Raw genomic sequence first — 735 nt, 5'->3', positions numbered from 1 at the left:
ACCACCTTGGCCGACCATATGCCATCGCACCATCGTTTCGTAAGCGAGTGGAGCAGCGAAAGGTTCATCGATTGGGCGGGCAATATCGGCGGACACTGTAAAGGGTACATCATTGCCATCCTAGAGAAGAAGCAACACCCGGAACAATCCTACAAATCCTGTCTGGGGGTACTCCACCTTGCCAAAAAATATGGCAGGGACCGTCTTGAGAATGCGTGCAAACGTGCCTCGGAATATGGTGCGTACAACTACAATATGGTCGAGCGCATCCTGAAAAAGGGATGGGACCAGATCGATGAACGTATGGACGGGGATATGGAAATGCCCGAACACAACAACATAAGAGGGGGGAAATACTACGAATAGGAACAATACTTAAAAACAGGACATATGAACGAAAAAACAATGCAATTGATGAAAGAAATGAGGCTCTATGGAATGCACAGGGCCTTTGCAACAACAATGGAAACCGGAGGTGCCGATACCGACTATACCAATGACGAACTCATTGCCTAYCTCGYCCAGAACGAGTGGGACGACCGCCATAMCCGTAGGATAGAGCGATTGACCAAGTCCGCAAGGTTCAGGTATACGGCCGTCATGGAAGCCATCGACTACCGACCGTCGCGMCAACTGGACAAGAACCTGGTCCGGCGGCTCGGTTCCTGCGGGTTCATCCAAAAAAAGGAGAACATACTTATTACCGGTAGTACCGGCGTGGGCAAAAGTTACCTG

The 735-nt window shown here is 50.2% G+C and carries 1 protein-coding gene and 1 pseudogene; both read left to right on the top strand.

The genetic code is table 11. The features are described from left to right. Positions 1-366, top strand: a pseudogene (locus tag EIZ48_RS28515) (IS21 family transposase); the annotation flags it as partial. A gap of 24 nt (positions 367-390) precedes the next feature. After that, positions 391-735: ATP-binding protein (locus EIZ48_RS30455; RefSeq protein WP_160658777.1), on the top strand; the 345-nt coding region annotated here is incomplete at its 3' end.

Origin of the sequence: Photobacterium alginatilyticum (assembly GCF_009910675.1) — a bacterium.
Taxonomy (GTDB): domain Bacteria; phylum Pseudomonadota; class Gammaproteobacteria; order Enterobacterales; family Vibrionaceae; genus Photobacterium; species Photobacterium alginatilyticum.
The sequence above is the reverse complement of the archived record's forward strand: the minus strand, read 5'-3'. Positions and strand labels throughout refer to the sequence as shown.